This window comes from Streptomyces sp. NPDC007872 (assembly GCF_042868165.1).
Taxonomy (GTDB): Bacteria; Actinomycetota; Actinomycetes; order Streptomycetales; family Streptomycetaceae; genus Streptomyces.
This window is the reverse complement of sequence record NZ_JBIAEA010000003.1, coordinates 256,051-282,572: the sequence shown is the minus strand read 5'-3', so window position 1 is coordinate 282,572 and position 26,522 is coordinate 256,051. Positions and strand designations below refer to the sequence as shown.

General features: G+C 74.7%; 21 protein-coding genes and 4 pseudogenes. 8 read left to right on the top strand and 17 right to left on the bottom strand.

Annotation, left to right across the window (positions count from 1 at the left end):
- Positions 1–4 precede the first annotated feature (4 nt).
- From ACFYNX_RS11695 to ACFYNX_RS11685, 3 genes are all read right to left on the bottom strand, one after another.
- Positions 5–1,438 carry a Gfo/Idh/MocA family protein gene (locus ACFYNX_RS11695; RefSeq protein ID WP_388660367.1) on the bottom strand — a complete coding sequence of 478 codons (1,434 nt, stop codon included), beginning with the start codon at positions 1,436–1,438 and terminating at the stop codon, positions 5–7.
- A 103-nt stretch (positions 1,439–1,541) separates the two neighbouring features.
- Complete coding sequence (locus tag ACFYNX_RS11690; RefSeq protein ID WP_365547948.1) at positions 1,542–2,147, bottom strand: NUDIX domain-containing protein; 606 nt, start codon at positions 2,145–2,147, stop codon at positions 1,542–1,544.
- 297 nt (positions 2,148–2,444) lie between these two features.
- Positions 2,445–4,940 (bottom strand): RICIN domain-containing protein, encoded by a 2,496-nt coding sequence (locus ACFYNX_RS11685; protein ID WP_388660364.1) that lies wholly within the window; start codon positions 4,938–4,940, stop codon positions 2,445–2,447.
- Between the two features lie 339 nt (positions 4,941–5,279).
- Between ACFYNX_RS11685 and ACFYNX_RS11680 the strand changes: the two genes are divergently transcribed.
- The 3 genes from ACFYNX_RS11680 (at position 5,280) to ACFYNX_RS11670 (ending at position 9,592) form a co-directional block, all read left to right on the top strand.
- On the top strand, positions 5,280–6,320 hold the full coding sequence (locus ACFYNX_RS11680) for a LacI family DNA-binding transcriptional regulator (protein ID WP_365547955.1): 1,041 nt from the start codon (positions 5,280–5,282) through the stop codon (positions 6,318–6,320).
- A gap of 305 nt (positions 6,321–6,625) precedes the next feature.
- On the top strand, positions 6,626–9,109 hold the full coding sequence (locus ACFYNX_RS11675) for a polysaccharide lyase 8 family protein (protein ID WP_388660361.1): 2,484 nt from the start codon (positions 6,626–6,628) through the stop codon (positions 9,107–9,109).
- A gap of 189 nt (positions 9,110–9,298) precedes the next feature.
- A complete protein-coding gene (locus ACFYNX_RS11670) occupies positions 9,299–9,592 on the top strand; it encodes a hypothetical protein (RefSeq protein WP_388660358.1) in 294 nt (97 codons plus the stop codon).
- Positions 9,593–9,676: 84 nt separating this feature from the next.
- Here the strand turns inward: ACFYNX_RS11670 and ACFYNX_RS11665 are convergent, their stop codons facing one another.
- The gene (locus ACFYNX_RS11665) at positions 9,677–10,282 is read right to left on the bottom strand and encodes a GPP34 family phosphoprotein (protein WP_388660355.1); all 606 of its coding nucleotides are present in this window, start codon (positions 10,280–10,282) and stop codon (positions 9,677–9,679) included.
- A 138-nt stretch (positions 10,283–10,420) separates the two neighbouring features.
- The gene (locus ACFYNX_RS11660) at positions 10,421–11,026 is read right to left on the bottom strand and encodes a hypothetical protein (RefSeq protein WP_388660352.1); all 606 of its coding nucleotides are present in this window, start codon (positions 11,024–11,026) and stop codon (positions 10,421–10,423) included.
- Between the two features lie 210 nt (positions 11,027–11,236).
- On the opposite strand from ACFYNX_RS11660, the pseudogene ACFYNX_RS11655 reads away from it, so the two are divergent.
- Positions 11,237–11,436 (top strand): annotated as a pseudogene (locus tag ACFYNX_RS11655) (ATP-binding protein); the annotation flags it as partial.
- Between the two features lie 62 nt (positions 11,437–11,498).
- On the opposite strand, the gene ACFYNX_RS11650 reads toward ACFYNX_RS11655, so the two are convergent.
- The 3 genes and pseudogenes from ACFYNX_RS11650 to ACFYNX_RS11640 all read right to left on the bottom strand — a co-directional run.
- The gene (locus tag ACFYNX_RS11650; protein ID WP_388660349.1) at positions 11,499–12,518 is read right to left on the bottom strand and encodes an MASE1 domain-containing protein; all 1,020 of its coding nucleotides are present in this window, start codon (positions 12,516–12,518) and stop codon (positions 11,499–11,501) included.
- Between the two features lie 192 nt (positions 12,519–12,710).
- Positions 12,711–13,553, bottom strand: coding sequence for a PP2C family protein-serine/threonine phosphatase (locus ACFYNX_RS11645; RefSeq protein WP_388660346.1), 843 nt, complete (start codon positions 13,551–13,553; stop codon positions 12,711–12,713).
- Between the two features lie 197 nt (positions 13,554–13,750).
- A pseudogene (locus tag ACFYNX_RS11640) lies at positions 13,751–14,011 on the bottom strand (hypothetical protein); the annotation flags it as partial.
- Between ACFYNX_RS11640 and ACFYNX_RS11635 the strand changes: the two are divergent.
- Positions 14,004–14,519 (top strand): annotated as a pseudogene (locus ACFYNX_RS11635) (TetR family transcriptional regulator); the annotation flags it as partial. The pseudogenes ACFYNX_RS11640 and ACFYNX_RS11635 sit on opposite strands and share 8 nt — an antisense overlap.
- A gap of 139 nt (positions 14,520–14,658) precedes the next feature.
- Here the strand turns inward: ACFYNX_RS11635 and ACFYNX_RS11630 are convergent.
- Positions 14,659–15,291 carry an NUDIX hydrolase gene (locus tag ACFYNX_RS11630; RefSeq protein WP_388660343.1) on the bottom strand — a complete coding sequence of 211 codons (633 nt, stop codon included), beginning with the start codon at positions 15,289–15,291 and terminating at the stop codon, positions 14,659–14,661.
- Positions 15,292–15,977: 686 nt separating this feature from the next.
- Between ACFYNX_RS11630 and ACFYNX_RS11625 the strand changes: the two are divergent.
- Positions 15,978–16,064, top strand: a pseudogene (locus ACFYNX_RS11625) (aldo/keto reductase); the annotation flags it as partial.
- Between the two features lie 140 nt (positions 16,065–16,204).
- Here ACFYNX_RS11625 and ACFYNX_RS11620 read toward each other — a convergent pair.
- The 5 genes from ACFYNX_RS11620 to ACFYNX_RS11600 all read right to left on the bottom strand — a co-directional run bounded on the left by ACFYNX_RS11620 (position 16,205) and on the right by ACFYNX_RS11600 (position 21,726).
- Complete coding sequence (locus tag ACFYNX_RS11620) at positions 16,205–19,756, bottom strand: hypothetical protein (protein ID WP_388660340.1); 3,552 nt, start codon at positions 19,754–19,756, stop codon at positions 16,205–16,207.
- 61 nt (positions 19,757–19,817) lie between these two features.
- Positions 19,818–20,369 (bottom strand): Clp protease N-terminal domain-containing protein, encoded by a 552-nt coding sequence (locus tag ACFYNX_RS11615; RefSeq protein WP_388660337.1) that lies wholly within the window; start codon positions 20,367–20,369, stop codon positions 19,818–19,820.
- Entirely contained in the window at positions 20,369–20,578 is a 210-nt protein-coding gene (locus ACFYNX_RS11610; protein ID WP_125660277.1) for a helix-turn-helix domain-containing protein, read from the bottom strand. Before ACFYNX_RS11610 ends, ACFYNX_RS11615 begins: the two co-directional genes overlap by 1 nt.
- Before the next feature lie 208 nt (positions 20,579–20,786).
- Positions 20,787–21,470 (bottom strand): YoaK family protein, encoded by a 684-nt coding sequence (locus ACFYNX_RS11605; protein ID WP_388660333.1) that lies wholly within the window; start codon positions 21,468–21,470, stop codon positions 20,787–20,789.
- Positions 21,471–21,552: 82 nt separating this feature from the next.
- The gene (locus ACFYNX_RS11600; RefSeq protein ID WP_365547997.1) at positions 21,553–21,726 is read right to left on the bottom strand and encodes a hypothetical protein; all 174 of its coding nucleotides are present in this window, start codon (positions 21,724–21,726) and stop codon (positions 21,553–21,555) included.
- Positions 21,727–22,433: 707 nt separating this feature from the next.
- Here ACFYNX_RS11600 and ACFYNX_RS11595 point away from each other — a divergent pair.
- Positions 22,434–23,096, top strand: a complete 663-nt coding sequence (locus tag ACFYNX_RS11595; RefSeq protein WP_388660330.1) for a DUF5701 family protein — start codon at positions 22,434–22,436, stop codon at positions 23,094–23,096.
- Positions 23,097–23,142: 46 nt separating this feature from the next.
- On the opposite strand, the gene ACFYNX_RS11590 is transcribed toward ACFYNX_RS11595, so the two are convergent.
- Positions 23,143–23,724, bottom strand: coding sequence for a snapalysin family zinc-dependent metalloprotease (locus ACFYNX_RS11590; protein WP_388660327.1), 582 nt, complete (start codon positions 23,722–23,724; stop codon positions 23,143–23,145).
- 278 nt (positions 23,725–24,002) lie between these two features.
- On the opposite strand from ACFYNX_RS11590, the gene ACFYNX_RS11585 reads away from it, so the two are divergent.
- Entirely contained in the window at positions 24,003–24,920 is a 918-nt protein-coding gene (locus ACFYNX_RS11585; protein WP_365548063.1) for an NADP-dependent oxidoreductase, read from the top strand.
- A 50-nt stretch (positions 24,921–24,970) separates the two neighbouring features.
- Here the strand turns inward: ACFYNX_RS11585 and ACFYNX_RS11580 are convergent, their stop codons facing one another.
- Together ACFYNX_RS11580 and ACFYNX_RS11575 are read right to left on the bottom strand one after the other, a co-directional pair.
- Positions 24,971–26,002: an NAD(P)/FAD-dependent oxidoreductase gene (locus ACFYNX_RS11580; RefSeq protein WP_365548006.1), complete on the bottom strand. Its 1,032-nt coding sequence runs from the start codon at positions 26,000–26,002 to the stop codon at positions 24,971–24,973.
- The gene (locus ACFYNX_RS11575; RefSeq protein WP_388660324.1) at positions 25,999–26,514 is read right to left on the bottom strand and encodes an isoprenylcysteine carboxyl methyltransferase family protein; all 516 of its coding nucleotides are present in this window, start codon (positions 26,512–26,514) and stop codon (positions 25,999–26,001) included. Before ACFYNX_RS11575 ends, ACFYNX_RS11580 begins: the two co-directional genes overlap by 4 nt.
- Positions 26,515–26,522 lie beyond the last annotated feature (8 nt).

Here is a 26,522-nt window from a genome sequence, read left to right as displayed (position 1 = left end):
GGTGTCAGGCGACGGGGGGCATCTCGGTGGCGCGCGAGTCGAGACCCGTACGGAGGTTGACCCAGGCGCCCCGGGTGAAGTCCGGTATCTGCACGGGGCGCCCCTTCGCTGCCAGGGACATGACACTCAGGGGGACGGGGGCGCACCAGGCCGCCGAGTCGTAGACGTCGATGTCGGGCACCAGGCCCGCCCGCATGAGCTGGACCGTTCGCCACTGCAGGACGTAGTCCATGCCGCCGTGACCGCCGTTGTTCTCCGCGTCGTCCCCGATCTTCTTCCACAGCCAGTGGTCGAACTCCTTGCGGTAGGAGCCGAAGTCCCGCCAGGAGTGCCCGCTGTGGTCCGGCTCGACGTAGACGCGTCCGCCGTCGGTCGACAGCACGCCCGCGTAGTCCTCGAAGATGCCCCTGCTGCCGGCGAGGGAGTTGATCCGGCTGTAGGGCCGGGGAGAGCTCACGTCGTGCTCGGCGCGGATGACCCGGCCCCTGGCCGTCTCGATCAGACAGGTGACCAGGTCGCCGTTGACGTAGGTCTCCTTCCAGGAGGGGTGGTTCCTCGGCACGAACCGCGCCCGGTAGTCGGCCAGGCCCTTCGGCTCGGTCGCCGTGGCGCGCAGGGTGGTCATGCGGTCGCCCCGGTTGATGTCCATGGCCGCGGCGATCGGCGCGAGGCCGTGCATGGCGTAGAAGGAGGCGGTGCTCCGGGTGTGCCACAGCCGGCGCCACGCGTCGGTGTAGTACGTGTCGGAGAACAGCAGCTCGCGCAGGTCGTGCAGGTAGCCGCCGTGCCCGTTCGTGATGTCGCCGAACAGCCCCTCGTGCGCCATCTTGAGCATGGCCAGCTCGTTGCGGCCGTAGCTGCAGTTCTCCGAGAGCATCAGGTGCCTGCGGGTGCGCTCGGAGGTGTCGACGAGGTCCCACAGCTCGTCGAGCTCCGTGGCGACGGGCAGCTCGACGACGACGTGCTTGCCGGCGAGCAGCGCGGCCCTGCCCTGGGGGTAGTGGAACTCCCAGGGCGTGGCGATGTAGACGAGGTCAACGTCGTCGCGCCGCAGCATCCGCGCGTACGAGTCGGCCGAGCCGCCGTACTCGGCGGGGCGGGGCCTCCCGGCGGCGACCAGGCCGTCCGCGACCCGCTTGACGCGGTCGGCGCGCACGTCGCAGACGGCGGTGACCGTACAGCCGGGGACGACGGACCAGCCCGTGGTCATGCCGGAACCCCGGTTGCCCAGTCCGATCACACCGACGCGCACCGTCCGGTGGACGTCGTAGGGCACGTCGATCATGGACTTCTGACCCGGCTTCCGGCGCGGCACGGCCGCGGCCGTCACCGCCGCGGCCGCGTCGGGGGCGGCTCCCGCCCCGGCCGCCAGGACCCCGGTGGTGGCCAGGGCGCCTCCCAGGAGCAGGCGGCGCGAGACTGCGGGGAGTTGTGACATGGGTTCATCGCTCCTCGGTACGTACGACATGCGGCAGCGGACGCGTGACGACTCTGACGGGGCGATCGGGTGTGTGTCAATAGGTGCTCGTTGAGAGGGAGTTCTAAGCAGGATCGTGCACGGAACGGGGAGTTTCGCGCATGTCGACGCTTCGTGCGGGGTGCGGCGTCTCCGGGGTGCCGGGGCCGGTCGACCGGGGGACGACGCGGAGCCGGTCCGCGGCCGGGGCGTGGCCGATCGGGTCGCCCGGCTCCTGGAAGTGCAGCGCGAGCCCGACGCCGGTCCGGTACGCGTCGAGGCCGGCGCGGCAGTAGGCGACCATCGGTTCCGGCGGGGCGTCGAGCGGGAACCAGCCCATGCCGTCGCACACCTCGGGCTCCATGACCTCCGGTGTTCCGGACCAGCGGCGGACCTCGAAGAAGAATCCGACCCGTGCGCGTCCGTCCGGGGAACGGTGGTGCACGGTGACCGCGGCGCGCACGTCGTCCGGATCCACGACCAGGCCCGTCTCCTCCCGCGTCTCGCGGACGAGCGCGGTGACGACGTCCTCGGCGGGTCCGTCGACGTGACCGGAGGGGAAGTGCCAGTGGCCCGCGGCGTAGACGGTGCCGGACCGTCTCGACAGCAGGACTTCCGGCCCCCTCTCCCCGTCGCGGACGGCGATCAGGTGCACGTCCACCGGCACCGTGTGCCGCCCGGCCCCGCTCAACGGGCCCTCCTCGGTCGGCGGGAGGGGAACAGGGCGGGAAGAACGGCGGGCAAGGGCCACATGACGGCCTCCGGGAAGGGGAGTTCGGGGTGTCGTCGGGTTCAACGAGGACGCACGCCCCTTCGAGCGCATGTCTTTCGGACACGTGTCTCTCAGGTGCATGTCCTCCGGGCGTGGCACGGGCCCCGCGAACGGGCGACGGTCCCTTCGCGTCGAGTGCGTCGACGCGCGAGAGGACCGGCCGGGACCCCGTGTGCCGCACGGGATCCCGGCCGGTCGTTCACGGTCGCGGCGGCGTCAGCCGACGGTCCACCGCTGGAGCGTGCCGCCCGTGTCGGGCTGCTGGGTGACGGACGCCCCGTCGGTGGAGGAGGCGGTGGTCAGGACCAGGCCGCTCGCCGCGGAGGCGACGGTGTGGGTGCCGTCGGACCGCCGGGTGAGGGACCAGCGCTGGTTGGCCCCACCGGTACAGGTCCACTGGATGATCCTCGCGCCGGCACCGGTGGAGCCGCCCTCGACGTCGGCGCACAGGCCGGACTCGGCGTTCTTGAGTTCGTAGGTGCCGTCGGACCGCCGGGTGAAGGTCCAGCGCTGGTTGGCGCCGCCGGTCGGCGTCCAGGTGACGAGCCGGGTGCCGGCGGTGGTGCCGTGGTCGGGGTTGTCGAGCGCCTTGCCCGCGGCGGTGAGGGTGTGGACCCCGTCGAAGGAGGCCGTGACCGCCCAGGTGAAGGTCGTCGAGCCGGACGCGGTGCCGGAGGACGCGGTGACGGTGACCGTCGACGTCCCCGCCGCGGCGGGGGTGCCGGTGATCAGACCGGCGGCGCTGATGCCCAGACCGGCGGGAAGGCCCGTGGCGCCGAAGATCAGGGGCTTCCCCAGGGAGTCGACGGCCTCCAACTGGAGGGAGACGGCCTGGTTCAGCAGGGTCGACCGGTCACCCGGGCTGCCGACCGTCACCGTCTCGGGGGCCTGGGCGACCGGTGTCAGGGTCAGGGTCTGCTCGGCGGCCGTGCGGGCGCCGCCGACCGGGTTGCCGGTGGTGTCGGTCCAACTGCGGGCCGGGGTGGTCTCGGCGAGGCGCCCGGAGTCGGCGGAGAGGCCGATGACGAGGCCGCTGTAACGGTTGACCAGTCTGTACGTGCCGGTGGCGGTGCCGTCGGCGGGCGAGGTGCCGCGGACGACGAACCACTGCCGGCCGACGTCGGGCCCGCCGGACCCGGCCGCGGTGGCCGTGGGCCTGGTGCCCCAGGCGCGGTTGGCGGTGGAGGCGCTGCTCACGCCGAGCAGGTGCCCCGTGGCGGAGTTGGCGATGCGGTAGGAGCCGTCGCCGTTGGACGCGAAGGTCCACGCGTCGAGGCCGGACCCGGTGGCGGCGGCGAGCGAGGTGGTGGCCGAACCGCCGGAGACCTGGGCCAGGACGCGGCCGCCGGCGCCGGAGACGCGGTAGGCCTTGGAGGTGTCGACCGGCGCGGCGGGCCCGGTCGTGTCGATCGTCAGGTTCACGTACTCGCCACTGGCCCCGCCGGAGCAGCCGAAGGAGCAGTACGAGCGGAAGCTCCTGCCGACGATCCCGGAACCGGTCCTGTTGCCGCCGTCGAGGAACCACCGGTACCAGGAGGCGTTCCTGTAGGCACCGGTGTCGCCGAGCCGGAACCACTTCTGGGTGGTCAGGTCGGCGGTGGCGTAGATCTCCTGGGGGGCGCCGCCGCTCTGGTCGACCGCCTGCGGCTGGCCGATGTAGAGGCCGAGGTGGGCGTTGTAGGTGATGTCCATGACGAACAGCGGGGACGTCGGGGGCATCAGGCCCGCGGCCACCTGTTGGCTCACGCTGCCGCCGTTGGCGGGGTCGTACTCCTTCGACGCCGGTACGTACCCCGTCGTGCTGCCGGAGCCGACCGGGACCATGGTGCTCTCGCGGCCTCCCGTGCCGGGCTGGGACCAGGCTCCGCCGTACCACTTCCGCCAGGAGGAGGGCGCCATCTTCCCCGAGATCGGGGCCCGGGCGACGTGCCCGTGGAACGCGGCCCAGCCGCCTCCCTTGTTCACGATCCGGGAGCCGTAGAAGACGTAGAAGTAACCGGAGCCGGTGTCGACGAACAGCCTCGGGTCACCGGTGCCGTAGTGGTAGGTCTGCTGCGGGAAGGCGGTGGTGTCCCCGCGTTCGGTGCTGTACGGCGAGGTGATGACGTGGTCCTCGATGGTCCACGTGCGGCCCCGGTCCCTGGAGACGGCGTAGTCGATGCCGTCGAAGTGCACGCCGTCGCCGAAGGGCTGCGGGGTGAACTCGTTGTGCACGAGGCCGTACCAGTCGCCCGTGTCGGGATCGACCCACACGCCCGCCAGGTCGCAGTAGTTGCGGTGGGCGTAGGAGCCCGTCGAAGGGGCCCGGGTGGACCGCACGCCGGTCGGGCTGTTGTCGCAGCGCCACGTCGTGTCGTTGTTGCGGTCGTCGGGGTTGGCCGGGTCGACCGCGTCGCTGAGGGCGCTCGACCGGGTGGCGGTGTCGAAGTCGGTGCCGGTGAAGAAGCTCCACTTCCGCGGGTCGTCCGCGCCGTAGAGGGCGTGGGCCTGCTGGAAGTAGAACGTGCCGTCCTTGTCGATGTACGTACCGGCGGGCGTGTCGTCGGGATGGGTCCAGGATCCCTTGGCACCGACGGTGACGGTGTACGAGGCGGAGGCGGAGGCGCCGGCCGGTGCGGCGACGGCCGTGGGCGCCTTCAGCGCGCTGCCGCCCGCGAGGGCCAGCACGGCGGCGGCGAGGGCTCCGGCGAGTCTGGTTCGAGGAGTGGTCACGAGTACTCCTTGATCGGGGGGAGCCGAGAGGGGACGGCTCCTGGTGGGGGGCGTCCTTGAGGACGGTGGTCGTGTGCGGTGCGCCGTGGGGATGGGGGAGCGGCGACCGGGATTCCCGCGGTCCGGGAGCTTCGGGAGTGCGGTGCGGTGCGGTGTGGTGCGCGGTGCGACGGACGCGCCGCACCGACGGCTCCGAGCCCCGGCCGCCGTCGGCTGGGTGGACCGTACGGCTCATTTGACCGGTAAAACAAGAGCCTTGGAGCGGAAGCACCGCTTTTCCCGGAACCCGTGGCGCGGGCATTGACGGGCCCGCTTCCCCGCAGTAGCTTGCAACCGCTCGTGACCGGCAAGGACGAGGTGGGCATGGCGACGATGCAGGACGTGGCCGACCGTGCCGGCGTCACCAAGCAGACGGTCTCCAACGTCCTCTCCGGCCGGGTCGCCGTACGGCCCGCCACCGAAGCCCGGGTCCGCGAGGCCATCGCCGAACTCGGTTACGTCCCCAACCTGGTGGCCCGCTCGCTCGCCACCGGCAGCACGCGCACGGTGGGGCTCTTCGTCCCGACCGTCTCGACCGCCTTCTACGCGGAACTGGCCGAAGAGGCCGAGGACGTCCTCGACGAACGCGGCTACCGCCTGCTCCTGTGCACCACCCGCCGGGACGGGGAGCGCGCCAGGAGGCACCTCGCCGGGCTGACCAGCCGGTCCGTCGACGCCCTCCTCATCGCGGGCGACGAGGGGCTGACCGGCCACCTGCCGCTGCTGTCCCGCGCCCGCTTCCCCGTCGTCCTGTGCGCCTGGGAGACCCGGGCCCCCGCGCGCTTCCCCGTGGTCACCATCGACTACGAGCACGGCGGCCACCTCGCCGGACGACACCTGCGCGCACTCGGCCACGAGAAGGTGGCCGTCCTCGCCAGCCCGGCCCACGGGATGCGCGTGAGCGGCTTCCGCCGCGCGTTCGCCGAGGACGGCCTGGACGTCCCCGACACCGCCGTGCACACGGCCGCGGAGCCGTCGTTCACGGGCGGGATCGCGGCGGCCGAGGAGGCCCTGAGGGCCCATCCGGCGGCGACCGCGCTGTTCGCCACCCACGACGTGCTCGCCGTCGGAGCCCTCGAAGCCGCCCGGGCCCAGGGGCGCTCGATCCCGGACGACCTGTCGGTGGTGGCCCACGACGACACGCCGGAAGGCCTGCTCGCCCGCCCCACCCTCACCAGCGTCGCCCTGCCCAAGAGGGAGATGGCGCGCGAGGCCGTCGCCCTGCTCCTCGACGCGGTCGGGGGCACGGGCGCCACCGGATCCGCCGGGCCCGCCGAGCCGCACCGGCGCCTCCTGCTGCCGCGGCTCATCGCCCGCGACAGCACGGCTCCCCTCGCCTGACGCCCTGTGCTGCTCGCCCGGCGCCCTGCCCTCCTCGCCCGGCGGCTCGCTCCGCCCGCCTGACGGCCTGCTCCGTTCGCCCGACGGCCCGCCTCGCTCGCCCGGCGACCGGCCCCGCTCAGCCTGGCCCCGCCCCGCCGAAGGACCGCCCCCGGTCGGGGAGAGCTGCCCCCACGGAACGGAACTCCCGCCTCCCCCAGGGGTAGTAATCGCTTTCTATCCCGGGCATGCTGTCGGCCACAGGGCCGCCCCGGGCGCTCGCCCGGGCACCTTCCCCCGCGTCCACCCGAGAGGTCTGCCTCGCCATGCCCTCATCGCCCGCATCGCCCCCGTCATCCCCGTCGCCCACCGCTGGGCCCGCCTTCCCCGGACCCGCTTCCTCCCTCTCCCGCCGAGGTCTGCTCCGTGCCGCTCTCGGCACCGCCGCCCTCACCCTTCCGCTCGCCGCGCCGGCCCCCGCGCACGCCGCCGACGCCTACGACACCCTCCGTCCGACCTGGCGCGACCTGCTCCTCGGCACCGGCTTCGACGCGGGCGCCGAGCCCTTCGCCGCCAAGCTGGCCGAACTCGGCGCCACAGCCCGCGACCTGCGCGCCGCCATGGCACCGGCGAACGGCTCCCTCTGGCCGGACCTTCCCTACGCGGACCCCGAGCCGGACACGGACGCCGAGTCGTACACGTACTCCGGGAACCTCCAGACCGGTTACACGAGGCTGCGCACCCTCGCCGAGGCGTACGCCCAGCCCGGCACCGGCCTCACCGGCGACACCGGGCTGCGCGACGAGATCCTCGCCGGCCTCGACCACCTCCACGACCAGGCGTACCACGCGGGCCAGGTGCGGTACGGCAACTGGTACACCTGGCAGATCGGCGTTCCGCAGGCGCTGCTCGACATCGACGTCCTGCTGTACGACCACCTCGGCGCCGCCCGCGTCGCCGAACACTGCGCCGCCGTCGACCACTTCGTCCCCGACAGCGCGGTCGCGCACTACACCGGCACCTCCACCGGCGCCAACCGCGTCGACCTCTGCCGGGTGCTCGCGCTGCGCGGCGTCCTCGGGAAGACCCCGGCGAAGCTCGCCCTGGCCCGCGACGCGCTCTCGCCCGTCTTCCCGTACGTCACCTCCGGCGACGGCCTCTACGCCGACGGCAGCTTCGTCCAGCACACCTACGTCCCCTACGCCGGTTCGTACGGGGCCGTCATGCTCGGTGGCCTCTCCCTGCTCTTCGCCCTCCTCAGGGGCTCCGCCTGGGAGGTCACCGACAGCGGCCGGCAGGTGGTGCTCGACTCGGTCGAGAAGGCGTACGCGCCCTTCCTCTTCAACGGCCTCGCCATGGACGCCGTCTCCGGCCGGGCGGTCAGCCGGGGAGTGCAGAAGACCGACACCCGGGCCGTCCGGCAGGACGACCACCTGCGCGGCCACGGGATCATCGCCTGCGTCGCCCTGCTCGCGCGGAGCGCCTCGGCGGCCGAGAGGACCCGCTGGGAAGGCATGGTCAAGGGCTGGATCGCCCGCGACCACTACAGCCCGCTCCTGACGAGCCCCGCCCTCGGCGTCGCCGCGCTCGCCCGCCTCGAGGAGACCGCCGGCGGCCCGGCCGCGCCGAGCCCCGAGCCGACCGGACACCGGCTCTTCCCCGGCATGGACCGGGCCGTGCACCGGCGGCCGGGCTGGGCGGCCTCGCTCTCCATGGCCTCGAAGCGGATCACGTACTACGAGAACGGCAACGGCGAGAACCTGCGCGCCTGGCACAGCGGTTCGGGGATGCTCTACTGGTGGGGCGACACCTTCGCCAACGGGCAGTACAGCGACGACTTCTGGCCCACCGTCGATCCCTACCGACTGCCCGGCACCACCGCCTCCCGCAAGCCGCTCGCCGACGGCGAGGGCGGCACCTGGGGCGCCGCGCGGCCCGACGTCCGCTGGGTCGGCGGGGCGACGGACGGCACGTACGCGGCGGTCGGACAGTACCTGAAGGGGCTCTCCTCCACGCTCCTCGCCAAGAAGTCCTGGTTCTTCCTCGACGACGCGATCGTCTGCCTGGGCGCCGGGATCCACGGCCGGGACGGCACCGGAGTCGAGTCGATCGTCGACAACCGCAACCTCGGCGAGAACGGCGTCCACGCCCTCACCGTCGACGGCACCGCCCGGCCCACGGAGCTCGGCTGGAACGCCACGCTCGCCGGGGCCCGTTGGGCCCACCTCGCGGGGCACGCCGGCTACGTCTTCCCGGGCGGCGCGCCCTCCTCGCTCAAGGCCCTGCGCCAGGCGCGCACGGGCCGGTGGTCGGAGATCAACCTGGGCGCCGTGACCGACCCGGTCACGCGCCGGTACCTGACGCTCTGGTTCGACCACGGCACCGATCCGACCCGGGCGACGTACGCGTACGTCCTCATGCCGGGGGCGAGCCGGGAGCGGACGGCGGCCCGCGCGGCCGACCGGGGCTGGGTCACCGTCCTCGCCAACACCGACGACCAGCAGGGCGTGCGCGTCCCCTCCCTGGGCCTCACCGGCGTCAACCTCTGGTTCGCCGGCACGGTCGGCGAGGTCACGACCGGCGCCCCCGCGTCGGTCCTGATCCGCGAGTCGGGCACCACGGCCACGCTCTGCGTATCCGGCCCCCTCCGGGACGGCGCGGCGATCGACCTGACGTGGAACCGCCCCGTCTCCGCCGTCCTCTCCCGGGACCCGGCGGTCCAGGTCCTCGGCACGGGCGCCGCGCTCCGGCTCCGCGTCACCCCGGGAACCCTCGCGGCCACCCACAAGGCGGTCGTACGACTGGGTTGAGGGAGCGCCGGATCAGGGCCGGTGGACCATGCGATCATCGTCCGCAGGGCCCGGAGGCACTGACGGCGCCGGGCCGCGACACCGGGGGACGCGGACATGGGACATGCTCGGGCAGGAGAAGCGCACGCAGGGGAAGCGCGCAGGAAGTGTACGCGTACCGAGCGGACGACCGAAGGGCTGACCGTCGCCGTGGCGTCGGCCCTCTCGCTCGGTCTCCTCGCCGGCCCGGTGGCGGTCTTCGGCGCGACCGCCCGGCACCTGGTCACCGACACCGGGACCACCGTGTTCGGCCGGTTCGTGGTGCCGGCGGTCCTCCTCGCCCTCCTGGCGCTGCCGCTCCTCCTCGCCCGCGCGGTGTTCCGCTCGGGCCTGCGCAAGGGACGGGAACGGCTGACGGCGGCGGCCCCGGCGGCGCTGACCCTGCTCGCCGGATCCGTGCTGCCCTTCACGGCACTGTGGCTGGTCCTGGCGTACGCGGACTGACGCTCCGGGCCTCGGAACCCGGTTCCGGGCTCCGGTCCCGTCCCGAGTTCCGTCCCGGCCCCCGGCCTCGGCCGAGGGCTCGGCTCACGGTCCGCGCCAGAGGTTGGCGAAGGCCGCGTTCTCGATGGTCCGCCTCTGGCGTACGGCCTCCAGCTCCATCACCGCGTCGTGGACGGCGGCCACCACGGTCGTCACCGCCTCGTCGTCGAGCCCCGGCTGCTCGTCGGGCCGTTCGTCACCGATTCCCACGGCCGAGGCGAGGACGGCCAGGACGGGATCGCCCGCCTCCCAGCGGTCGGCCGCCCGGCGACGGGCGGGCGTGTCGACCGGCTCCACGCGTTCCGGACCGAAGGGCGACCGGCCGCTCCGCTTCCGCGTCAGCTCCCCGTCCTCCTCCAGCGCGGCCCGGTACACGGACGAGAGGTCCCGGCCCCGGCGCCACAGCCAGTCCTCGATCCGCTCGTAGGGAGGCTGCCGTACGAGCCCTGCCACGGCCTCGGCCAGGAGCCGGTCGTCCGGCACCGGCGACCCGCCCGGCACGACGCGGTCGCCGTCCACGGCGACGGCCCCCGCGCCGATGAGATCGACCAGTTCGGCCCCCGCGAGCGCGAGCGACAGGTCGCCCTGCCCCACGGCGCGCTCCGGTTCCGGCTCCACGGTGATGATGAACAGGTCTTTCGCCGTACTCATGAACGGCTCCCCTCGGAGGCATCGACACGGCACGTCCCCGCCGGCCGGGCTCGCGACCGGCTCGGCGGCGGGGCGCCCACCACGATCAGTATCGCCTTCACCCGGCCGACCGGAGCCCCGCCGCCCCTCGACGACTCCTCACGGCCGGAGCCCGACGTGCTTGAGCGCGACCGTACTGAGGTCGGTGATGGCCCCCGGGTCCCCCCGGCGCCAGGCGTCGGCCCACCCGCCGGGCGGAACGGGCAGCGCGGCGAGCGCTCCCGGAGGACCGGTGAGGGCGCGCAGGGCGAGCAGGTCGGCGCCCCCGGGGGCCTCGGCGAGGCGGCGCAGGGTGCTGCTGCGCCGGATCCAGAGCAGGCGCGGCGGGAGCCACAGCAGAAGGACGAAGAGCACCGGGAGGACGATGAGGGCCACCGTGATCACGTCGGCGACCTGACCGACGGTCTCCTGGAACGACACGCCCGCGTCGGCGAAACCGGAGCTGGCGTCCGCCGCGGACCGGAGCGGCTTCTCCAGGACGTCACCGACGAACGGCACGTCCGACGCCGCGTCTCCCGCCTCCCCGAGCTCCCTGGCGAGGCTGTCGCCGGAACTCTCCACCTTGCGCCCCGGCTCGGCCAGCAGCATGATCGTCCCGCGGACGGCGAGGGCCGCCCACACCGCGATGCCGATCAGGGCCACGGCGATCAGGTCCACGAGCACCTGACGGTTCCGGCGGGCGGGTGTCTGGGCGTAGAAGCGCAACGGAGGGCTCCCGTTCGGGTCAAGGCGTCGAGGAGGTCCGGCCGCCCCGGCCGCGGCCCGGCCGACCGGTCGTCGGAGTCAACTCTTCCACCGCTCCTTGCGCGCAAACGTGCGAAACGCGGGATCCGATCCGTCGCGCCCGCCGGAGCCGCGAAGCGCTCGGGCGGAGACGACGGCTCGGGCGAAGCCGGTTCGGACACGACCGACGATCACGCCGACCAGGACACCCTCCGCGAACGCATCGCGAACGACGCCGTCACCGGCCCCGACTCCCCGTTCCGCCTCGCGTACCTCGCGCCCTACGCCGAGGCCGCCGCACGTGGCTGCACGCCGAGGCCGAGGTCGTCGACACCACGCACCTCACGCCTGCTCAGGCCGCTCTGCGGATCGCGGAGGCCCTCAAGGGCTGAGCGGTGGCCCGAGAACCGCGCCCCTGCCATGCGGTCGTTCTCACCGGGGCATCCTCCCGGGATCACGGGTCCCGGTGCCCGCCGGGCGAGGCCGTCCGGCGTCCGGTGGTGCCGGGTGGACCCGGTGAGGGCTCGCCCGCCGCGAGGTGCTCCAGGACCTCCGCCAGTTCCTCGCAGGCGCGGCGCACCGACCGGCGGATCGCACGCTGCTCGGTGATGACGGAGGCGAGGAGCAGGGCCGTCAGGGAGGCGGAGCCGTTGAACGCCTGGAGCTTGACCATGATCTCGACGTCGGACAGATGGAGGAAGGCGCCCTTTCCGGAGGTCGCCTCGGCGGTGGTGAGCACCGACGCGAAGAGCGCGCACAGCACGCTTCCGGCGAGCTGGAAGCGGAGCGCCGCCCAGACCAGCAGGGGGAAGACGAGGAAGAGCAGGCTCATCGGACTGAACACGGCCAGCGGCACGAGGACGAGGGTCGCGAGTCCCAGGGCGACCGCCTCCTTCCAGCGCCGCATCCGGAACCGTCCGGCCGGGCCCGCGAGTACGAGCAGGAGCGGGGCGACGAGCAGCACCCCCATCGTGTCGCCCGCCCACCAGGCCAGCCAGACGGCCCAGAACTCGCGCTTGTCCAGGGAGCCCGTGGCCACGTGCAGCCCGACCCCCGCCGTCGAACTGATCAGCATGGCGCCGAACCCGCCGAGGAAGACCAGGGAGAGACCGTCCCGCAGCCGCGCCATGTCAAGGCGGAAGCCGATCTGTCTCAGCAGCAGGAAGGCGCAGAGCGGCGCGGCGGTGTTGCTCACGACGGTGACCACCGTGGTGAGCCCCGGGGTGGTGAGGGAGGCGATGACGAGGAAGGAGCCGAGGGCGATGCCGGGCCAGACCCGCGCGCCGAGCAGCAGCAGGGCGGCGACGGCGACGCCGGTGGGTGGCCAGATGGGGGTGACCACCACGCCCTCGACGACGAGGCGGCCCAGCAGGCCGAGCCGTCCGGCCGCGTAGTAGCAGGCGGCCACGGCCAGCGAGAGCAGGGCCGCTTCCGTAGGGGGTCGGAACTGCCGGGTAACCAACACATCGGCCATCAGACACCGGCCGGGCCGCCCCGACCGGGCAGCAAGAACCCCCTGCGTGTCGGGCGGCGCCGTACGGAACGGGCCCGATCCGGCCCGAAGCCCGGTCCGACCCGGCCGGATCCGGTCCGGTGCGCCCCCGGCACCGCGCGCCGGTCGGCCACCCGTTCGGGGGCGGGCCGACCGGGGACGAGGCCCCTCCCCTCAGGCCCTGGTCGTCGGCCACGCCGTGCCGCCGTCGTGGCCGACGACCAGGACGGCGGCGTCGTCCTCGTGCCCCACCGTGCTCGCCAGCTTCATGACGGCGGTGGCGAGCGCGTCGACGTCCAGCCCGGCGACGGCGGTGATCCCGGCGAGCCGCATCACCTGGTCCAGGCCGTCGTCGAGGTGGAGCGAGGGCCCCTCCACCACCCCGTCGGTCAGCAGGACGAAGACACCACCGGTGGTGAGCCGGTGGCGCGTGACGGGGTAGTCGACCCCGCGGAGCACACCGAGCGGGGGCCCGCCCTCGCCGTCGTCGATGCCGGAGCGGCCGTCGGCGGTGGCCCAGATGTGGGGGATGTGCCCGGCGCGGGCGCACTCCAGGGTGCCGGCGGCGGGGTCGAGCCGCAGGAAGGTGCAGGTGGCGAAGAGATCGGCCCCCAGGGAGACCAGCAGGTCGTTGGTGCGGGCGAGCAGCTCTCCCGGGTCCCCGGTCACGGAGGCCAGCGCGCGCAGTCCCACGCGGACCTGCCCCATGAAGGCGGCGGCCTCGATGTTGTGCCCCTGCACGTCGCCGATGGACATGCCGATGCGGCCGTCGGGCAGCGTGAAGGCGTCGTACCAGTCGCCGCCGACGTTGAGCCCGTGATTGGCCGGCATGTAGCCGACGGCCAGCCGGACGCCGGGAAAGCCGGGAAGGTCCGGAGGCAGCATGCCGCGCTGCAGGGCCACGGCGAGCTCGACGCGGGAGCGCTGCGTCTCGGCCAGCTCCCGCGCCCGGGCGGTCAGTGACCCGAGCCGGACCAGCAGCTCCTGGCTGCTGTCGGCCGGCCGTCTGCGGAACATCGATCACTCCGGCGTCGCGAGAGTCCCTCGCATCGGTTCGTCCCGTCTCCAGCGCGTAAGACCGTATGAGACCACCCTCGGTATGGACAGGCCTTCCCTACTCTGCCCGGAGGAGACGGCGTCCGCATCTCATCGCTTCCGAGCCGCGCTCCGCCGCGGTGCGGGTCCCGTGCCGTGGTCGCCGTGCGCGGAGCCCGTCACCTCCGACACCGCCGCGCCACCGCCGTGAAGGCGGCCTCGGGTTCCCCCTCCGTGTCGGGGTGGGTCCGTCCCCGGCGCCCTTCGAGGAGTTCGACGATGCCGAGGCCGGCCCGGTCCGGGTCGTCCCCGGGGTCGCCGTCCGGGCGGTGCGGGTAGCCGGGCAAGGAGAACAGGAACACGAACGCGCTGTCCACGCCCTCGGTCTCGAAGATCTCCAGGGGTTCGTCCAGATATGCGGCCTGACCGGCCTCGTCGCGCACCTACAACAACTACTTCGCCAGTCGTGAGCAGGCGATCGTCTCCGCCGTCACCGCGGACCGGGAGGCACGCGTCGCGGCGGCGGTCGCGGCCCGGTCCGCGGAAGTGTGCCTGGCCGACGCCGTCACCCAGGCGGTGGTCGAGCAGTACGCGAACGCCGACGAGCGCGAACGGCGGACGCTGCTGCTGATCACCACCAGGGCCGCGCTGCGCGACGCGTTCCTCGACAGCGCCGCCGGCATCGAGGCCCCACTCACGGCGGTGATCGCCGAACGTCTGGGCGACCCCGGAGCGCACACCGCCCGCGTCCTCGCGGCGAGCGTCGCCGCGGCGGTCCGCATCGCGCTGGAGGGCTGGCTCCGACCGGCCGGGGACGCGGAGGCCGCCAGGGGTTCCGGCGCCGGAGGACTCGTCGTGCCCTCCGGCGCACTGCCCGACCAGCTCCGCGCGGCGCTGGCCCCGCTCGCGCCCGCGTTCGACGCCGCCGAGCGACACACCCGGCCGTGAAGCCGGCCCGACCGGGGCGTCCGCCGGACGAAACCGGACGAGTTCCAGGAGACGACCGGCCCGGTCGCGGCCACGACCGGCGTCGTCGCGCGGATCGCGGCCACCTTGGCCCGGAGGTCCCGGAGCCCCCATAGGCCCTTCAGGCCGTGTAGTACCGGTCGAGCAACGACGGCAGGTAGTCCGCAGCCGGACCGAGGCTCCTGGCTCTGGCCGATGAGGAGACGAAGGCGAGCTCGTCGAGCTCCGGGCCGGTGCCGTGCTCGACCTGGGCGACGGACAGGTCCGCGTGGAGGCGGCGTACGAGAACGCCGGAAGCGGGTGGGCAGAGGAAGTGGAAGCCGAGGCCGCCGAACGGACCCGACCGGGTGAAGGCCCACAGCCGCAGCTCCTCCTCGTCGACGCGAACGCCGGTCTCCTCGACCAGTTCACGGACGGCGTGCCGACGCAGCTCCGCCGTGTCCAGGGGCATGCCGGACGGGGGCGGTTCGACCGCGCCGCCCGGCAGGCTCCACCGGCCGGGCGCCGCCGTGGCGGGGGATCCGCGCCCGACCACGAGGCCGTCCTCGGTGGGCACGAGGACGGTGACGAACACGGACCCGGGGACCTGCCCGGGAGGCCGGAGTCGGCGCAGGGCACGGTGGCGGTATCTCATCGGCGCCCAGCGCACGACCAACTCCCCGGGCCCGGGCCGGTCGACGCCGAGACAGGCCACCAGCGGACCGTCGAACGTGGCGGGGTTGCGGGTTGTCGTCTCCTTCCAGAGACGCTCCACTTCCCCTTCCTCCCGAGGGGACAGGACAGGCATCGGCTGCTCGGCGAACACCGGCGCGCGGATGTCGAAGAACTCGACCGGGACTTGGCCGGACCCGGAGGCTTCCTGCGGCCGGGACGGGTCGGAGGAACGACGTGGGCGGCTCATGGATCTCCTTGACCGGGTGGTGACGGAAATCTGCGGCGGACGGGGACAAGCACACTGTGCGGCGAAGCCGCCGGACGCCGAAAGGACGCGTCGGGCCGATGACGGCTTCCCCGCCGACGAGCGGCCGCCTCCCGGAGCACGTCGGCCGCGGTGGGGATCCGCAGGGGCCGGACCGCCGTCGCCCTTGTCACCTGGGCGGCCCTGGGCCAGGTGTTCGTCAAGCCTTCCTCCGGACGCCGCGTCCGCAAGCGCGTGGCGGACGCCGATGCCGGCCAATATCAAGAATCGTCGTCATCGGAACCCTGAGCAGGGCAGTACCGGTCGACCGAGTCGGCCGGCTTCCCGTCCCCGTCGCCGAGGTGGAAGCGGTCGCCGTCGGCCCGCACCGTGACCGGTTCGGGCCGATGGCCGACCTGGAACGGTTCGTCCCCGCGCGGGGTCCTGGACCATGATCCATCCGCCCCGGCGAGGTCGCGCCGACCGCCGTGAAGTCGTTCACCCGGACCACCCCGGCTCGCTGTAGGAGCGGCCGGGTGCCCCAGGTCGTGCTCGCCCGGCTGCTCGCCCGTTCCCCGGTCGTCCTGCCGATCCCCGGAGCCGCCTCGTTCGCCCATCTGGAGGAGAACTCGCCGCGGCGGACCTCCGGCTCACCGACTCCTCGACCGTACGGCCGCGCCCGACCCATGGGATGACCATCATTGGCCGGTCCCCGCCGGGGGCCTCGACGCAGGCCCCTGGTGAAGCCGCCGCGCGCCTCCGGCCCGGATCACCGGCCGACGAGCAGCGCCTCCACCGTCGAGAGCGGATCCCCCTCCGCGTCGAGGCCGGTCAGCCGCTCGGCGACCCGGCGCCAGGCCGCCGCGTCCGTACCGAGCCGGGACCGTACGAGATCCGCGAGGAGGGTGCGGGCCTCGGCGGCCCCGGGCGGGGCGTCCGTACGACGGGCGGCGGCGCCCAGGTAGGCGAGCAGCGGTCCGGCCGGGGCCGCGAGGCGCACCAGGTCCGCACCGGTGAGGAGCCCCGCCGCGAGCAGCCCGTCCCCTTGGGCGGTCGGCGCACAGTGGAACAGGCCGCCGAGACCGTACCGGGCCCGCTCCCGGGTGAGTCGCGCGCTCCCGGGCAGGCCGTCGGGGCCCGGCTCGGGCAGCAGCGCCGCGTGCCGCAGCCGTACGTCCTCGGGGACACCGTCCGTGCGGACGACGTCCTGCCAGTACGGGATCGGCTCCCGGGCGTGGGCGGCTTCGAGAGCGGCCCAGTCCACGGGCTCGCCCGGCGGGAGGGACTCGACGAGATCACGCGCGTGCGGCGCGTGCCGGGCGCGCCGGAGCTTCCGGACGAGCTTCTCCGGCGCCAGTTCGCGGTCGAGACGGGCGCGGAGGACGGCGGCGGGATCGGCGGACGCCAGGGCCTTCGCACACGCGGTGGCGGCGGAGCGCCCCAACACGTCCCGCCCCGCGAGCCGCGCCAGTCGGTCGGCGCCGCCGTGCTCGAACAGCCTCAGGCAGCCGAGCAGTTGGTGACCGAAGGGAAGCCGCGCGCCCTCTCTTGCGAGCAGCTCCTCCACGAGGTCGGGTTCGGCCGAGCACAGCCACGCCGCACCGCCGGCCGGCCACGCGGAGCTCCCGGCGCGCCAGTCGGCCAGCACCCGGGCGCCCAGGGACGGCCGTCCGGAGCCGGGCCGCGACCGGGCCACGATCCGGTGGACGACGGGCCGGGGGAGCCAGTCCCGCACCAGGGCGAGGTCGACCTCGGGGTCGTCGAGGTCGACGAGGCGCTCCACCGCTCCGCTCCGCTTCATCCAGCGGGACTGGGCCGCGAGGACGCGCAGCGCGTCGCGGTCGCGGCCCGCGAGCAGCCGGTCGAGGACCGTGAGCGGTGTGCGGTCGTGGCGCAGCAGGTACGCGGCGAGCAGCCACGGCCCGTCGGGGCCGAGCCGGGGCAGTGCGGCCTCGACCACCTCGGCGTCGGCGAGGCAGAGCAGGGTGCCCTCGGGCCAGCCCCACAGGTGGTCGCCGCGCTCCAGCAGTCCGATCGCCTCGTCGGGGGTGCCCGGCCTCGCCCTGCCGAGGGACGTTTCCGCGCTCGTCGCCGGACCGGCCCCGGACCGCACGCGCTCCAGGAGCTGCGTCCAGGTCGATCCCTCCGAGGCGGCTTCGGACGCCGCCGCGGTCGCGGCCAGGCGGAGCCAGGCGTCGGGATCGGCGCCGAGTTCGGTCCGCAGCCTGCGGGCGAGCGCGGCCCGCCACGCGTCGGCGAACGCGAGCCGCCCCCAGTCGTGGGGCAGCAGGAGCAGACGTCGCGCGGGCAGCAGGGCGAGCAGCTCGTCGGCGGGCAACACCCCCTGTACATAAGCGTCCTCGATGTGCCGCGCGCCGGAACCGTACGTCTCGGGGAGCCGCGCGCACACCCGCGCGAGGCCGGGCGCCTCGTACGCGAAGCCGTCCTCGGACGCGGGGACGCCGTGGGCGGCACAGGCGTCGGCGAACCAGCGCGGGGTGGCGAGGCCGGGCGCGGTCGCCGGCTCGTACACGGCCAGGGCGCGCAGCACCTCGGGGTCCTCCGGCCGGGGCGCACCGTCCGGAGCGAGGGAGTACAGCAGGTCGAGCGCGGCCAGGGCGTGCACACGCTCACGCCGGTGGAGGGCCCGCCGGGGCGCGGGCTCCGCGGCCGGCGGCACGGGCCCGACGTCGGCCGCGACCGGCGGCCCGCCCCGGACGGGTGACCCGGCCCCGGTCGGCGGTGCTGCCTCGACAGAGGCTCCGACCGGGGCCTTCCCCGCGTCGGCGATCAGCTCCGCGACCGTCCCCCCGTACCCGGGCAGCAGGTCGTCGAACGCCGCCCAGGCCTCCTCCCGTTCCCCCAGACGGGCCACCGTCGACGCGCGCAGCTCGGCGGCCGCCGCCGTGCCCAGCAGGTCCCGTTCGGCGAGACGGGCGAGCGCGGCCAGCGCGTGGGCGGCGGGGCGCGCGGTACCGACCAGCTCGACCGGATCGAGGAGCCCGGCCGCCGCCATGCCCTCCGCCCAGACGGCGGCACTGTCGTCGAGCTCCTCCTCCGCGAGGCGCCGCGCGGGCGGGACGGTGTTCCCCGCGCGACGGCCCCCGGCCCGCCACGGCTCGTTGAGGGCGCTCAGCCGGAACGCGTGGCGCTGTGCATCGCTCGCCGCCTCGTGGCGGGCCAGCTCCTCGCAGGCCTTGGGCATGAACGGGGTCGCGGCATGGGCCGCGGCGAGGGCGTCGAGATCGTGGACGTACGGCTCCGACAGCAGGTCGCGCAGGGTGCTGGTGCCCCGGGAGGCGGCGAGCAGCGCGGGCAGCCGGGTGGGGTCCTCGTACGGCTCGCCCCCCGCGCGCAGGCGGCGCGGCCCGTCGTCGCCCGGGGCGGCCAGGGCCTCGGTGACCGCGTCCACGACGGCCCGGCTCAACCAGGCGGCCGCGGCGGGGTCGTCGAGCAGGGCGTGGACGGCGTCCGGACCGCTCCGCTCCCAGATCCTGGACAGGGCGTACCGCTGGGCGACCTGGCGCACGCCCCACCGGAGCGCCGGCAGGACGAGCTGCGGGTCGCCCGAGCCGAGCAGCGGAGCGACCCAGGTGCGCGGGGCCCGGCCGTGCGGCGCCGTCAGCTCGGCGCGCAGCGCGTCGTCGAGCGGAACGGCGTCGAGCCTCTCCACGACGGTGCGGCGCAGGGACGGGGTGGCGCGCGGGTTGCGGTAGACGGCCGCGGAGACCCGGGCGTCGCCGACCGCGACCAACCGCGCGAGGACCCGGCTGTCGAGGCGGGGGTGGCGGGCCAGGGCCGCCCGGGTGCGGGTGTCGCCGTGGTCGACGACGGCGGCGACGAGAGCGGGCGCCGGGGGACTTCCGCCGGCGAGCAGCTCCGTCGTCACTCGCTCGGGGAGGGCGGCGAACGCGGCCGCGGCATGCCGCGGGTCCGCGTGCGCGAGGAGCAGGCCGAGCGTGCGGTGGACGCTGCGGGGGGCGGGCGGGCGGAGCGTGCCGTCGGCCACCGGTGGGGCCGGCGGCACGGCGAGCAGCTCGGGCAGACCGCCGCGGTGTCCGGCCAGCGCGTCGTGCAGCCCGCACCAGCGGGCCGTGTCCGCCCCGAGGTGGCGCTCCGTCAACTCCCCGAGGTAGGCGGCCGCCCTGTCGTCGACGCCGCCCGCGGCGGCGACCTCGGCCGCCACCGAGCGCGCGGGCCGTGTCCGCTCCACCGCCCGCAGCGCGGCACCGCCCGGCGGACCCGCCCCCTCCGGTTCCCGACCGGCCCCGACCAGCTCGCGCAGCAGTTCCCCCGCCGCCCCCACCCGCGTCTTCGTCATGATCACCATGCTAGGCGCGGCCACTGACAACCCCGGTCGGCGCCGGCGCCCGCCCCATTCCTCAGTCCCGCGCCCGGTCGAGCGCGTGCTCCACCGTCGTGTAGGTGACCCCGTGGTCCGCCAGGGTCTCCGATACGACTCCGGGGCGGGCCGTCAGGGCCAGGAGCAGGTGCTCGTCGCCGATCGCCTTCTCGCGCCGGCCGAGACAGACGCGCAGCGACTGTTCGAGGACCTTCTTGCTCTCCCGGGTGAAGGGCCGCCGCTTCGCACCCCGGCTCCGGGCGTCGGACCCGGCGGCGAGCGCGCCCGTGCCGTGCGTCTCCTCGACCCGTGCGACGATCCGCGTCACGTCGATGCCGAGGTCCGCCAGCGCGTGCACCTCGACCGCCGAGAGTCCGCCCCGGCGGCGGGCGGCCGCGAGCGCGGCCTCCAGCGACGCGCGCCGCTCCGTCGTGCCCAGGGCCCGCAGGACGAAGGCCGCTCCGGTGTCCTGCGCGTCGAGCAGTGCCAGCAGGAGGTGTTCCTCCGTGACCGCGGGCGCGCCCTCGCGCTCGGCCACCGCCACCGCCCCGGTCACCGCCGCCCGGGCCCCCTTGGTGAACCTCTCGAACATCAATGCCTCCCGTGCTTCTTGTGGACGGCCTGACGGCTCACGCCCAGTTCGGCCGCGATCTCCTGCCACGACCAGCCTTGGGCACGCGCGCTGCGCACCTGAACGGCTTCCAACTGTTCGAGGAGACGCCGCAGCGCGGAGACGGCACGCAGTCCCACCCGTGGATCGCGGTCACCCGCCCGCTCGGCGAGATCGGTCGCATCACTCATGCCGTCAACTTACGTTGACAGGGCGGACATGTCAACCAAGGTTGACATGAACGGGGTGAGGCGTGACCCCCGGAGGCGCCGCCCGGGTTTTCCGGACCGGGCCGCGCATGGGCGGGAGGATCGGGGGCAGGCGCGCGGGGAGCGCATGGGACCGCTCCAGCTGTTCAGGGGCCCGCCGGTCTTCCCCCCACCGGCGGGCCCCTGACGCTCAGTGCCGCCGGTGCGCGGCGAGGGCGACGGCGAGCGACAGGGCCAGGGCCGTGACGAGGACCGCCTCCACCCCGACGCGGCTGTACAGGAGGCCGCCGGCCAGGGCGCCCGCGGCGAGCGTCGCCACCGACACCCCTCGTCGTACGGTTGCCGGCCCGGGGCGGTCCGCGGCCAGCCCCGTGAGGGTCCTGGTCATGACGGTGGTGGTCAGATCGGGCACCCCCAGGCGGTGCACGACGGCGTTCTGCAGGCCCATGCCGCAGGCCAGGGGGACCAGCACCGCGTAGCGGCCCCAGCCGGCCCCCTGGGCGGCGAGCGCGAGTGCGACCAGCAGCGCCTGGAACGCGACCAGGGGCGCGAACAGCCGTTCGGGCTCCGCGCCCCTGCGCCACGCGCCGCCCGCGGCCGCCCCGGTCAGGAAACACGCCAGGGCCACCGCGGAGGCCGGGGCCGACAACTGAGCGACACCGGACAGGGCGAACCCGAGGAAGACCACGTTGCCGGTCATGTTGGCCACGAAGACCCGGCCGAGTCCGAGGAAGCTCGCCGCGTCGACCAGTCCGCTGAGGAACGTCAGCACGAGCAGTGGCGGAGCGAGCCGCGCGGAGCGGTGGCCTCCGGGGAACATCCACCGGGCCGCCGCCCCGCCCGCCCCGCCGCCCGCGGCCCGTGCCCACCTCACCCTCCCAGTGCAGCAGAGGCCGTGACGGCCCGCGAGCGCCCCGCGGCCGATCGTGGGCACGCCCCTCCCGGGCGGCGCCCGTTCAGCGTCGGCGGCCGGTGCGCAGCGAGGTGCCGATGCCCGCGACGTGCAGGGCCAGGAGCACCAGCCCGAGCAGCATGATGTTGGCCGAGGAGAACACGTCGTTGGTGCCGATGTCGGCGGCGTTGATCACGAAGGCGATGAAGAACAGGACGGCGGCGGCGATGGCGGCCATGGGGCGACTCCCTTGCGAGGACGGGACGGACGGTTCCACTGCGCTGGTCCGTCTGCCCCGGCGGGGGGCGTATAGGCATGTACGTGTCACCCGGCCGCGCGTGCCGCACCGGTGCTCATGCGGGCGAGGGCGCAGGAGGTCGTTCCTCCGAGTGCTGCCGAAACCACGGAGCGGGAGCCCAGGGCCTGTCGGCGGATCAGGGCCGGGCAGGCCCTGGGCCAATGTGGCGCCCTTCTGGCGCGCAGGGCCCCGTCGCAGGCGTGAAATGCCCCTCGCCGGTGAGCGTCCCGACCGTATGATCGAAACCGTTCACCCAGGTCACGGGGGAGACGAGGGCCTTACGGGCACCGACGTCGACGCCGCTGTCGCGGCCGGGTCCTGGGAACGGGGGGAGGACGTCGGAGGACCGGGGCGCGACCATGCCCCGGTCCTCCCGGCGTCATGGACGCGCCCGGCCGGGTCGGGCGAGGGGGACGCGTGCGTGGATTCGGGACGGCCGCGGCCGGTGCCGTGCCGGTGACCCTCGTGTTGCGGATCCGGCGCCCGCCCGTCCGGCAGCCCTTCCGGTCGCCGGTGCGGCGTGGAGCCGGGGGCCCGGGCCGGCGCGGCCGACCTCTCCCGCCACCGGCAACCGATCCACGGCGTGGCCGTCGTGCCCCCGCCCCGCTCCCGTGCTCCCAAGCCCTCGACCGCGAAACGGACTCAGCGTGCCCGACACCACCCCGCCCCCGCCCCTGCCCCTGCTTCCGGACCTCGAAGTCCAGGCGGACCGACTGATCGGCCTGGGCGTACCCGAACTCGCCGGGCTGACCGCCGACGAGGTGCGCTCCTTCGCGGCGCAGGCCGCCGGGGAGGCCGGGGGCTCCCTGCTCGCCGTCCACCCCGGCGCCCTCCCCGCCTCGGCGCTCGCCCCGCTGCTGCGCCACGCCGGGCAGCCCGGCTTCGTCGTCGCCGACATGCCCGACGTCGACCTCTTCGCCCCGACCGCCGTCGAGCTGCCCGACGGGCCCCTCTACCTCGTCGACGGCGTCGACCGCGGCGACCGCATGTCCAACTGGAGCCCCGACGAGGCCCTCCCCGCCCTCACTTCCGAGGGCCGCACCCCGCTGCTGCTCACCGAGGGCATGCACTGGGTGCTCCAGACACCGGACGTCCTGGTCCGCAACCACTGCTTCATGACCATCGCCTCCCGGCTGCGCAAGGCGAACGGCTCCTGGGACGCCCGTACTCCGGCGATCTGGATCAGCAACGGCACCGGGCGGGACGGCCGCGCGCGGCGCGACGCCCCCAAGATCGGCTGGTGCTGGTGGAACAACCGTCACACCTGGCTGGGCTTCGCCTCCACCACCGGCCGCCGCCCCGCCGCGTGATCCCCTCGGGTGACCCGGGAGGCCCGGGTCACCCGAGGGGACGCGGTCAGGGCGCGTCGACGAGGGTCCGGCCGTCGGCGGGGACGAGTGCGGCGAGGCCGCCGCCGTACGCGGACTGCACGCGGGAGCGCTCGGTCGCGTTCGGGACGGCGTTGGTGCAGGCCGTACCGGCGCTGGAACCCGACATGAGCTGCGAGCACGGGCCGGGCTTGGTGTCCGGCAGGCCGAGGCTGTGGCCCAGTTCGTGAGCGGCGATCCGGGTCTTGTCGTAACCCTGGCTCACGGCCTGGCTGCCGAGTTCGACGCGGACCTGACGGCCCGGCCGGACGGGGCCGAGCGTGGCCTGCGGCCAGCCCGTGGTGGCGACGATCACGATCTCGGCCCCGGTGCCGGGGGCCGCCTCCACCAGCCTGACGTTGCTCACGTTCGCGTTCCACGAGGCGACCCCGGCCGCGATCGCCGCCTCCCAGCCTCCGGCGCGGCTGTCGTCGTAGCGGAGGGTCACCACCGCCGCCCGCGCGGCGGAGGGTTCGTGCGCGGGGGCGGGCGCGGCGGTCGCGGCGCCCGCCACGGCGAGGACGAGCGCGGCGGCGGAGGTGCCCGCCCTGAGCCATGTGCCGAGGGGCATTGCTGCTCCTTCGTCTGTGGGGGGACCCGACCCCGGTGGGGACGGGGTGTGAAGGGATGGCGCGGGCGTCCGGTGGGGCCGGACCTGACCGTCGATCACCCCTCCGAGCCTTGCGATGGTACGCCCCGGGAGTGCTCCGTGTCATGCACCCGTCATGACGGGTTCCGCCGTCGCCCGCTCCCCGGGCGAGTCTCCCGCGGTGTCCGGGACGCCCCGTGCTCAGATGGAGGGACGCAGCCGACGGCACAGGAAGGGTCGCAGGGATGTCCGAGGCCACCATGAGGGCGATGACGTACGAGACCTACGGCGGGACGGAGGTGCTCCGCGAGACCCGGCTGCCGCTGCCGAAGGTCGCTCCCGGCGAGGTCCTCGTCAAGGTCCGGTGCGCCTCGGTCAACCCGGTCGACTGGAAGATCATGGCGGGCGGGCTCGACGGCCTGATGGACGTCGTCCACCCGGTGGTCCCGGGGTGGGACGTCAGCGGCACCGTCGAGCGGGTCGGCATCGACGTGCCCGAGTTCGCGGTCGGTGACGAGGTGATGGCCTACGCCCGCAAGGACTACGTGCACGGCGGCACCTTCGCGGAGTACGTCAGCGTGCCCGTGCGCGCCCTCGCGGCCAAGCCCGCCTCGCTGAACTGGGCGCAGGCCGCCGGACTGCCGCTGGCCGGCCTGACCGCCTATCAGCTCCTCACCCGGCTGGGAACGGGCGCCGACGACACCGTCCTCGTGCACGGCGCGTCCGGCGGCGTCGGGTCCTTCGGCGTCCAGCTCGCCCGGGCGCTCGGCGCGCGGGTCATCGGCACCGCCTCCCCGCGCAACCACGACCGGTTGCGCGGATTCGGCTGCGAGCCCGTTTCGTACGGCGACGGTCTGGCCGATCGCGTCCGCGCCCTGGCCCCGGACGGGGTCACCGTCGTCGCCGACTTCGTGGGCGGGGTGCTCGACACCACCCTGGCCGTCCTGGCCGAGGGCGGACGGCACGCCTCCATCGCCGACGACGCCGTCCTCGGCGCGGGCGGCCAGTGGATGTGGGTCCGGCCGAGCGGCGAGGACCTCGGGGCCCTGGGGCAGCTCGTGGACGGGGGAAAGATCACGGTCGACGTCGCCGCGACGTTCCCGCTCTCCGAGCTCGGAGCGGCCTTCGACCTCAGCCGGGAAGGCCACACCTCCGGGAAGATCGTCGTCGAGATCTGAAGCGCCCCCACCGACGCCGTCCGGACCGTTCCCCGTACGGCGGCGAAACCTCATGCCAGGGCGTTCACCGCCGCCGCGAAGACACGCGGCAGGCGCTCGGCCGCCGGCACGACGAGCGGCGCGAGCGCCCGCTGCTGCCGCACCCGCACCAGGAGTTCCGTCAGGAGCCGATGGCCGCGGGTCGCGCGGTTCCAGTCGCCCTCGTAGCGCTCCGGCGTGCCGCGGCGCACGTTGTCGACCAGGGCTCCGGCACCCGCGAGGGCCAGGGAGACGCCCTCGCCGGTCAGCGCGTCGACGTATCCGGCGGCGTCGCCCACGAGGAGCACCCGCCCGTGGAGCCGGGTGCGCGCCTTCTGGCGCAGCGGTCCCGCACCCCGCACCGCGGTGACGGCCCTCTCCGCGGGGAGACGGGCGGCCAGTTCGGGGAAGCGTTCCAGTTGGGCGCCGAAAGGGGCCCGCCGGTCCGTCAGCAGGGCGACGCCGACGAGCCGGGGCCCGAGCGGGGTCACGTACGCCTCGCCGTGCCGTCCGCAGTGCACCTCGACGTACGGGGACCACGGCGGCACGGCGTAATGACGCCGCAACCCGTACCGGGGTCTCCGGCGGGAACCGGCGCAGAGGCCGAGGGAGCGGCGCACCGGTGAGTGCAGACCGTCGGCGGCGACCAGCCACTTGGCGCGCAGACCGGCGCCGGGCAGGGACACACCGGTGGCGTCCTGCCGCACTTCTCCGATCCGCAGGGGCAGTACGGGAACGCCCGCGCCGAGGACGGCCCCGTGGAGCGCGTCGTGCAGGGCGGTGCGCCGGACGCCCGAACCGGTACCGTGCCGGAACGCGGCCTGGACCCGGTGGGACCCCTGCACGTAGCGGATGCCCGCGATCGGATGGCCCGGGACCTCCAGACCGAGCGAGGCGAGGGCCCGGACGGCGCCGGGCATCAGGCCCTCGCCGCACGCCTTGTCGACCGGTGCGCGGCGGGGCTCGGCCACGACGGCGTCGAAACCGGCGCGCGCGGCGTACAGGGCCGTCGCCAGGCCGGCGGGGCCGCCCCCGACGATGACCAGGTCGTGCTCGCGGCTCACGCGGGCACCGCCCGGGTGAGGGCCGCGTTCTCACACCGGAGGCGGACCGTGAGCAGTACCCCGTTGGCCGCGCTGAACACCGCCGCGGTCAGCCACGAGGAGTGCACCAGGGGCAGGGCGGCGACCTCCACGACGACGGCGACGTAGTTGGGGTGACGCGCGAAGCGGTAGGGGCCGGTACGGATCGGACGCGTCCCGGGAACGACGATGACGCGCGTGTTCCAGTACGGCCCGAGCGCGGTGACGCACCACCAGCGCAACACCTGGGCCAGGAGGACCAGCGCCAGCATCGGCCATGCCAGGGCGGGCAGGAACGGCCGGCGGGCCAGCACGGGTTCGAGGAGACAGCAGACCAGCAGGGCCGTGTGCAGGGCGACCATGACCGGGTAGTGGCCGCGACCGTGCTCGACACCGGTCCGGGTGAGGGCCCGGGCCGTGTTGCGCCGGGCCACGACCAGCTCGGCGACGCGTTCGGCGGCCACACCGAGGACGAGGAGCGCGTACCAGAACATGAAGGCCC

Bases quoted from the DNA above. Each gene is read 5' to 3' on its own strand.
- ACFYNX_RS11695 (WP_388660367.1), bottom strand. From the start codon at position 1,438: ATGTCACAACTCCCCGCAGTCTCGCGCCGCCTGCTCCTGGGAGGCGCC.
- ACFYNX_RS11675 (WP_388660361.1), top strand. From the start codon at position 6,626: ATGCCCTCATCGCCCGCATCGCCCCCGTCATCCCCGTCGCCCACCGCT.
- ACFYNX_RS11665 (WP_388660355.1), bottom strand. From the start codon at position 10,282: ATGAGTACGGCGAAAGACCTGTTCATCATCACCGTGGAGCCGGAACCG.
- ACFYNX_RS11650 (WP_388660349.1), bottom strand. From the start codon at position 12,518: ATGGCCGATGTGTTGGTTACCCGGCAGTTCCGACCCCCTACGGAAGCG.
- ACFYNX_RS11645 (WP_388660346.1), bottom strand. From the start codon at position 13,553: ATGTTCCGCAGACGGCCGGCCGACAGCAGCCAGGAGCTGCTGGTCCGG.
- ACFYNX_RS11620 (WP_388660340.1), bottom strand. From the start codon at position 19,756: ATGACGAAGACGCGGGTGGGGGCGGCGGGGGAACTGCTGCGCGAGCTG.
- ACFYNX_RS11615 (WP_388660337.1), bottom strand. From the start codon at position 20,369: ATGTTCGAGAGGTTCACCAAGGGGGCCCGGGCGGCGGTGACCGGGGCG.
- ACFYNX_RS11610 (WP_125660277.1), bottom strand. From the start codon at position 20,578: ATGAGTGATGCGACCGATCTCGCCGAGCGGGCGGGTGACCGCGATCCA.
- ACFYNX_RS11600 (WP_365547997.1), bottom strand. From the start codon at position 21,726: ATGGCCGCCATCGCCGCCGCCGTCCTGTTCTTCATCGCCTTCGTGATC.
- ACFYNX_RS11590 (WP_388660327.1), bottom strand. From the start codon at position 23,724: ATGCCCCTCGGCACATGGCTCAGGGCGGGCACCTCCGCCGCCGCGCTC.
- ACFYNX_RS11585 (WP_365548063.1), top strand. From the start codon at position 24,003: ATGAGGGCGATGACGTACGAGACCTACGGCGGGACGGAGGTGCTCCGC.
- ACFYNX_RS11575 (WP_388660324.1), bottom strand. From the start codon at position 26,514: ATGTTCTGGTACGCGCTCCTCGTCCTCGGTGTGGCCGCCGAACGCGTC.